The following is a 6,872-nucleotide window of genomic DNA, read 5'->3' on the forward strand; positions in this document are numbered from 1 at the left end:
CTACACGGCAGACTGCCGCGCGTGACCAGCACGAGCACCGGGGCACGGAATCACACCAGGCCCGTGACCTGCCACTTCACGATGCACACCACTCACTGGGACGGACCTGTCCGCTTTGCGGCTGGAGGATGCACGCGGAGCCGTTGATACCCTTCGCGGCCTGGGCTGGCAGGTGAACGATTCGCTCTTCGACGGCGATCCTGCAACGCCGCTCCCCATCACCGTCCCCGGCCTGGCCCAGGAGACGGACCCCCCTCTGGCCTTTGGGAAGAACACCCGCTCACGGGTGTCCGGATGGACCACACGGGCCTTGTCCGCCAAGCCGGTCAAGAAGCTCCCTCCCGCCGCACGGCTGGCCGGTCTGTTCCTCGCCGCACACAGCACGTCCAAGCTTGTCGGACAGATTCCGCCCGATCTTCCCGCAGCCTGCCGGGCCACCTTGCCCGACCTCCTGTGCAAGGGCTTCCTCGCTGAGCTGTGCGCGGACCGCTTCCGCCTCGATGGCGCAGTGCGCCACTTGTCGGGCATGCGCCCTCCCACCGAAGAGGACAAGGCGGCGGAGCCCCCGAAGGGCGAAAGCAAGGCCGTACCCGCTTCAACTCCGAGGTTCCGGTTCAGCGCAGATGCATGGACGCGATGGAAGAGCCCGGCCAGCCCTGCGCTGCGACGGCACGTTGAGGCCGTTGAGTACTGCGCCGTGTGCGCTCGGCCTCCGGAGCGGGTCGCGCAGGCGTTCATGGATCCCAGTCGCCCTCAGTTCTTCTCCAAGGACGTCAGGGCCGCCTACGGCGCGTGGAAGGACATGCACCCGGACCGCGGCCGGCTGGCGGCCGAGTTCACTGTGGCCTTTCGGGGCGAGCACGGACACGGCCCCTCGTACGCCCAGCTGTGCTCGGGCTTGGGCTGGGACCTGAAAGGTCCGCTGCGGGGCTTTGTCGTGAAGCGTCTGCTGGCGAATGAGTGGCTGGCAGAAACGGGCTCTGTTCCATGGACGTTGCGCCCGGGGCAGGCCGCTCAGGCCCAGGGCATCACTCTGCCCAAGGCACGAGGCACGGATGCCACCGCCCACGCCCGGCCGTAGCCAGGCAGGGGGCTGGGCAGCGGGCGACGAGGCCCCGGTCACCGGCAGTGCCCACACCGCCTTGGCCCCCTTCTGGTCGGCCCGCTTCGGCCGTGACAAACTGACCGGACTGCAGGCGTCCGCACGGCCCGGTCTGGTCCGCACCTCGCTGCGCGGTGACCGTACGCTGCTGACGGCATAGCCGTGACGGTGATCGACGGTGAGCTGCTCACGGCATAGGCCACCCCACCTTCTCCGCCAGCAGCGCGTATCCGACGAACGCCCCGATGTCGAGCAGCGTGTGTGCGGCCACCAGCGGGCCGACGCGCCCCCAACGCCGGTACAGCAGCACGAAGACCACACCCATCACCACGTTGCCGATGAAGCCGCCGATCCCCTGATACAGGTGGTACGAGCCGCGCAGCACCGAACTCGCCGCCAGGGCGGCCATCGGCGACCACCCCAACTGCCCGAGCCGGCGCAGCAGATACCCGACGACGATCACTTCCTCGAGCACGGAGTTCTGGAGCGCGGACAGGATCAGGACGGGAAACTTCCACCACACATCGGGGAGTGATTCCGGAACCACGGTGAGATTGAAACCGGTGGCCCGCGCCACCAGATAGAAGGCGAGCCCGGCACTGCCGATCCCCGCCGCGACCGCCGTGCCGCGACCCAGATCCGGCCACGGCCGGCTCCGGTCGAAGCCGATGGCGCGAAGCCCAGCGCCTTCCCTGATCAACAGATGGGCGACGAGCGCGACAGGCACCAGGACCGTAGCGATACCGAAGAGCTGCCAGGTCAGATCCAGCCATGGACGCCCCGGCGCGTACGAGCCGTTGATCGTTGCGACCTGTTCCTTCAGTCCCCCTGGTTTCGTCAGTGATCCGACAAAACTGATCAGGGCAGACACTCCGCTGGCCCCCAGCGAGAGGGCCAGTACCAATGCCGTTTCGGACCGCAGGATCCGCCGTGAATCCGTTTCCTGAGAAAGAGGATCGACCATGTATCCTGCCGCCACCTGTACACCTGCCTTGAGTTGTGCGTTCACGTCCCACCCCCCTCACCGTCCCGCCATGGTCTCGAATGCAGGTACGAAGATCAAGTGCGACAAGTCGAAGGACGGCCATCATCGGCGATGGCGTGGTTCCCCTTTTTCCTTGTTCATCGTCAAGGAGGGGCACCACCGACATGGGAGGTCACAGCTTGCCCGACGACCATGCGGCCGCTGGACGCGGGGGGTGCCCCTATCTGTTTCGTCAACCCTGGCGGGGTTGGTTCGTAGGAGTTCGTACTGGTTTGCCCACGGCCCCGCAGAAGAGCCGCGACCGTCGAGGGGACGTCATGCACCAGACCGTCCAGGCGGAGTCACTTTCGCCGATCCAGCTCGTCGACGTCGTCCGGAGCGGACTGCGCGAGCACCTCGACCTGGAGGCCCTGGCCGCCGCACAGGAACGCGGCGAAGCCGAGCGGGAGGAGATCCTCGCCGAGTTCGACCGCCTCGGGCTCCGGTAGAACGGCCCAAAGATCTGCCAGCGCCGGGCCGGGGCCAGCCGGCGTCATGAATCGATATCGATTGTGTACCCAGATGGCGGGCGCCCTTGAAAGCCGAGCAGGTAAGTCGATATCGATTCTCGGCACAGCCATCACTGATCCACTTCCCGAGCTGGCTTGCTGGGGGAGGGGTTCCTGACGGGGGTAGACCTTTGTTCGGTTTTCCGTCAAAACCGTTCCTCGTAAAGGCTCCCCGGGGCTCCCCGCCCGGCGGCGTTCCGCCTTCTGTCAGACCCGCTCTGACCTTGGACAATGCGGCGATTCTTCGGAACCTGCGCCCGCGCTCGGGGTGCGCGGACTTCCTTCGCTCGATGCCAAAGGCCGGCTGCGCCAAGGCGCTCAGCCTCGATCGCCCAGGCGCGTTGGTGGTCGGCGCGCAGGACCTCGCGGCCGTCCTCGCGGGTCTCGGCGATCTGGGGGTAGGACCGGGCGGTGGGGTCAGCGCCGGGCAGCACGCCTTGGTCGGCAGCGGGGCGCGGCCAGCGCACCGCACAAGATCGATACTCGCGCCCGCAGCCTGCCGGCACGGAAGACCGTCACCGTCTTCCGTGCCGGCCTCCACATCGCGGGCATCTTCATCTGGTCCGCCCGCTGACCTGCGGAAGGCTACGCGTCGTCGGTGGGGACGGCCGGGGGTGGGGTCCAGCCGCCGTTGAGGATGGCGTCCTCGGGCCAGTAGGCGCGGATGTAGAGGGAGAACGCCTCGCCCGCGGGGGCCGGGAGCCAGTTCGACTCCATGTCCGCGGGCTGGTCGGCCTGGACGCGCAGGGTGAGGGAGCCGTCGGGGTTGCTCTGCAGACCGGTGTTCTTGGTCCCCAGCGAGTAGCGGCCGAGGGAGTTGGGGGCGAAGAAGTGGTGCTGGTTGTAGAGGGTGAGGGACCAGAAGCCCCGCGCGGGCGGGAGCTGGCCGGCCGGGAAGGTGACGGTGTAGGCGCGGTCCCCGTCGAGCCGCTCGCCCGCTTCGTCGAGGTCGAGGTAGAAGTAGGCCGTCTCGTTGGGCGAGTTGACGAAGATGTTGGCCTTGGCCATGGCGGTGCGGGAGAGGTAGTCGGTGCCGAACTGGGCACCGTCGTGCTGGGTGGTCCAGTGGTTTCCCGCCGGGACCCCGATGTTGCGGAACTGGAAGAGCGGGCCGATCAGGTCCTTCTCGGCGACGACCGCGGTGTCGCGCAGCAGCTTGCCGTGGGCCTCGGTCACGGTCGGGTCGTCGAGGGAGCCGATCCAGTCGTAGAGGGCCTGTTCGCCGGGCCTGGCGGGTACCTCGGCAAGCAGGGTGGGCAGGTCGTCGAAGAAGACGGTCGGGTCGACCCAGTGGGTCTCGCCGTCGCCACTGTCGCCGCCGAGCGGGGGCAGGTCGGGGATCTGCGACCAGTCGGTGGTCTGGAGCTCGCCGGTGTACTCGTCGAGCGGGTACATCATGATCTGGTTGATGACCGGCTAGATCGCGGTCCGGTCGGCGTCGGTGTCGTCCATGAACACCCGCGGGATGACCACCGAGACGGCCGTGTCGAACCGGAACACCTCCGTGATCCCGTCGGGGACCTCGCCCTCCCAGGAGGCGGGGGCCAACAGGTACAGGCCGGGCGCGTTGCCGTACATCTTGCCGATCGGGGCGTAGGACTCGGTGCGCTGGTCGACGATCTGGTACACCCAGAACCGGTCGCCGAAGTCGGGTACCTGGAGCACCGCCGGGCCGCTGGCGACGGTGACCAGGCCCATCCCGTAGACCACGTCCTGGTTGGGACAGGCGACCTGCCGCTCCTCGGGGGAGATGTAGTCGTGCAGCATCGCCAGCCGGCCGGGCGGCGCCACCGGCATCACCCCTCCGGCCAAGCCCGGCTCGGGGACCGTCTCGAACACGACGTTGCGGTTGTGCACGTTCTCCAGCGCCCATCCCCACAGGTACGCCTGTCGCGCCAGCGACGCCACATACTCGCGCGTCATCAGCTCACCAGGCATCGGCTTCCCGGAACCCGTCATGGCCACCAACTCACCTTCCAGAGGGGATGCTTTGATTCCCAACATTCCCCACGACGGCAGGTGCCACAAGAGGGCCCGGCGGCGCACAGGCGCCTGCGCGGGGCGCGATACCAGGGGACGTTCACATCTCCTGCTGGCATCCAGCCCATCACACATGCAGTACAAGCATGTTCTCCGTAGCCTCACCTCCCTCACACGGCCAACAGGTTGATCGGAAGGAAACGCCTAGCTCCCTGAGGGTGGGGAGGTCGCCGAGAGCAGGTCTGTCTCAGAGGGTGTTCTGCGAGTCTTGGGCGGTTCTCGTAGTCCTTGACGGCAGGTTGTCCGATTCCGGTACTTCACGGCGGGCCGTCGGCGCGGTGTGCTGACGGATGTGGGTGAGCGTCCCGCGTACCCGAGCGACCTGTCGGATGAAGCCTGGGAGCTGATCCGGCCGGTCCTCACCGCGTGGAAGGCGAAGCATCCCTCGGTCAGCGGCCATGCGGGCCGGTACGAGATGCGGGAGATCGTGAACGCGATCCTCTACCAGGCCCGCACCGGATGCCAATGGCGCTACCTGCCCCACGACCTGCCACCCAAGAGCGCGGTGTACTACTACTTCGGCACATGGCGCGACGACGGGACCGCCGAGACCATCCATGACCTGCTGCGTTGGCAGGTCCGCGAAAGCCGCAGGCGACACGAGGACCCCACCGCGGTCGTCCTGGACTCCCAGACCGTGCGGGCCTCGACGAACGCGCCGAAGGAGACGACCGGACTGGATCCCGGCAAGAAGAGCCCGGGGCGCAAACGGGGCATCGCCACCGATGTACTCGGCCTGGTCATCGCCGCCGTCGTGGTCGCGGCGAGCGTCCACGACAACGCGATCGGCATCGCACTGCTGGACAAGGTCGCCCAGAGCGCGCCGACCGTGACCAGGGCATGGGCGGACGCCGGGTTCAAGAACGCCGTGGTCGAGCACGGCGCCGCCCTTGGCATCGATGTGGAGATCGTCCGGCGTGATCCCGGCGCACGCGGGTTCACGCCCGAGCCCAGACGGTGGGTGGTCGAGCAGACCCTGGGTACCCTCATGCTCCACCGCAGGCTCGCACGGGACTACGAGGCGAAGCCGGCCAGCTCGGTGGCGGCGATCCACTGGTCCATGACCGACGTGATGCTCCGACGCCTCACCCGCGCCGCCACCTTGACCTGGCGTGATCCGCCACCCTGGCATCCACCACCTGTGACCGGCAGGAGCATCGATGAGGGAACTCCTGGACAGAATCGAGTCCCGGCAACGGCTCGTCCGCGAGACAGCCGAACAACTGCGTGAGCAGATCGCCCGTCTCACCGAGCAACTCGCGGCCGCCGAAGACACATTGAAGCGTCTGGAGATCACCCGGGAGACCATCCTGGAACTGGCGGCCGAGACCGGCACGGAGCCGCCCGAGGCGCTGCCGCCCGGATACCGCGCGATCCTGGCCGTCATCGAGGCGTCGGAGGAAGGACTCCGGGCCAAAGACATCTGCCAGACGATCGGCCTCGCCCCCGAGCCACGACATATCGAAGGCACCCGCGCCAAGCTGAAACGCCTGGTCAGCCGCGGCATCCTCACCGAACCCGAGCCCGGCCTATTCGCCCTCACCAACCCGACACCGGCCACCCAGACCTGAACTCCGGCGAAGCCTCACAGAACACCCTCTCAGGCCCCAAGCAGGGGGATCGTGAACTGGCATCTCCGAGGCCGACGCCAGCCCCACTCTTGGGCCCCATTGATGTCTCATGACACACACGGAGCGCGAAGAACACGAGGGCATCGACCTGTCGTGGCGGCTGTGGGACCTGGGGAGGTTCGGCTGGTACGCGGCTGGAATCGAGGTGCACCACCCGGCGACGAACCCGGCACGGCACGGCCCGTTCTACCGGATGGTGGCCCGCAACCGGGTGTGGGTGGCCTACCGGCGTCTGCCGGCGCCGCTCGTGCCGGTGTACCTGGCCGTGTGGACGCTGCTCAGTGTGTACCGCTTCCGCTCGACGGGGGCGCTCGGTGTGTGGTTCAAGGGCCTCGCGGAGGGGCTGCGGGGCGGCCACGGTGAGCGGCGGCCGATGAGCTGGCGAACGGTGTGGCGGCTCACCCGGGCCGGACGGCCGCCGATCGTCTGAAGCGCCGTCCGGCCCGGTAGCCGCGCCCGCTGCAACCTCATTGAGTGGTGTGCATCGTAAAGTGGCTGGTCACGGGCCTGGTGTGCGTCGCTGTCGGGGTGCTCATGCTGGTTGTGGGCGGGTGACTTCGGTGGAG

General features: G+C 67.9%; 6 protein-coding genes and 3 pseudogenes. 6 read left to right on the top strand and 3 right to left on the bottom strand.

Annotated features, from left to right (window positions below; translation table 11 throughout):
* Positions 1-172 precede the first annotated feature (172 nt).
* Together AB0O11_RS38850 and AB0O11_RS38855 are read left to right on the top strand one after the other, a co-directional pair.
* Complete coding sequence (locus tag AB0O11_RS38850) at positions 173-1,081, top strand: hypothetical protein (RefSeq protein WP_363397235.1); 909 nt, start codon at positions 173-175, stop codon at positions 1,079-1,081.
* A 25-nt stretch (positions 1,082-1,106) separates the two neighbouring features.
* Positions 1,107-1,300, top strand: a pseudogene (locus AB0O11_RS38855) (oxidoreductase); the annotation flags it as partial.
* Here the strand turns inward: AB0O11_RS38855 and AB0O11_RS38860 are convergent.
* Positions 1,290-2,066 carry a CPBP family intramembrane glutamic endopeptidase gene (locus AB0O11_RS38860; protein ID WP_363397250.1) on the bottom strand — a complete coding sequence of 259 codons (777 nt, stop codon included), beginning with the start codon at positions 2,064-2,066 and terminating at the stop codon, positions 1,290-1,292. The pseudogene AB0O11_RS38855 and the gene AB0O11_RS38860 sit on opposite strands and share 11 nt — an antisense overlap.
* A gap of 338 nt (positions 2,067-2,404) precedes the next feature.
* On the opposite strand from AB0O11_RS38860, the gene AB0O11_RS38865 reads away from it, so the two are divergent.
* Positions 2,405-2,575 carry a hypothetical protein gene (locus AB0O11_RS38865; RefSeq protein ID WP_363397238.1) on the top strand — a complete coding sequence of 57 codons (171 nt, stop codon included), beginning with the start codon at positions 2,405-2,407 and terminating at the stop codon, positions 2,573-2,575.
* Positions 2,576-3,220: 645 nt separating this feature from the next.
* On the opposite strand, the gene AB0O11_RS38870 is transcribed toward AB0O11_RS38865, so the two are convergent.
* Positions 3,221-4,033, bottom strand: a complete 813-nt coding sequence (locus AB0O11_RS38870) for a DUF1214 domain-containing protein (protein ID WP_363397241.1) — start codon at positions 4,031-4,033, stop codon at positions 3,221-3,223.
* 18 nt (positions 4,034-4,051) lie between these two features.
* Entirely contained in the window at positions 4,052-4,558 is a 507-nt protein-coding gene (locus AB0O11_RS38875) for a DUF1254 domain-containing protein (RefSeq protein ID WP_363397244.1), read from the bottom strand.
* A gap of 409 nt (positions 4,559-4,967) precedes the next feature.
* Between AB0O11_RS38875 and AB0O11_RS38880 the strand changes: the two are divergent.
* The 3 genes and pseudogenes from AB0O11_RS38880 to AB0O11_RS38890 form a co-directional block, all read left to right on the top strand.
* A pseudogene (locus AB0O11_RS38880) lies at positions 4,968-5,789 on the top strand (IS5 family transposase); the annotation flags it as partial.
* A gap of 46 nt (positions 5,790-5,835) precedes the next feature.
* Complete coding sequence (locus tag AB0O11_RS38885) at positions 5,836-6,246, top strand: hypothetical protein (RefSeq protein WP_363397247.1); 411 nt, start codon at positions 5,836-5,838, stop codon at positions 6,244-6,246.
* Between the two features lie 133 nt (positions 6,247-6,379).
* Positions 6,380-6,736: pseudogene (locus AB0O11_RS38890) on the top strand (glycosyltransferase family 2 protein); the annotation flags it as partial.
* Between the last annotated feature and the right edge of the window lie 136 nt (positions 6,737-6,872).

Source organism: Kitasatospora sp. NPDC093102, assembly GCF_040683915.1.
Classification (GTDB): domain Bacteria; phylum Actinomycetota; class Actinomycetes; order Streptomycetales; family Streptomycetaceae; genus Kitasatospora.

Coding starts and splice junctions, on each gene's coding strand:
- AB0O11_RS38860 (WP_363397250.1), bottom strand. CDS start 2,066: ATGGTCGATCCTCTTTCTCAGGAAACGGATTCACGGCGGATCCTGCGG.
- AB0O11_RS38865 (WP_363397238.1), top strand. CDS start 2,405: ATGCACCAGACCGTCCAGGCGGAGTCACTTTCGCCGATCCAGCTCGTC.
- AB0O11_RS38870 (WP_363397241.1), bottom strand. CDS start 4,033: ATGATGTACCCGCTCGACGAGTACACCGGCGAGCTCCAGACCACCGAC.
- AB0O11_RS38875 (WP_363397244.1), bottom strand. CDS start 4,558: ATGACGCGCGAGTATGTGGCGTCGCTGGCGCGACAGGCGTACCTGTGG.
- AB0O11_RS38885 (WP_363397247.1), top strand. CDS start 5,836: ATGAGGGAACTCCTGGACAGAATCGAGTCCCGGCAACGGCTCGTCCGC.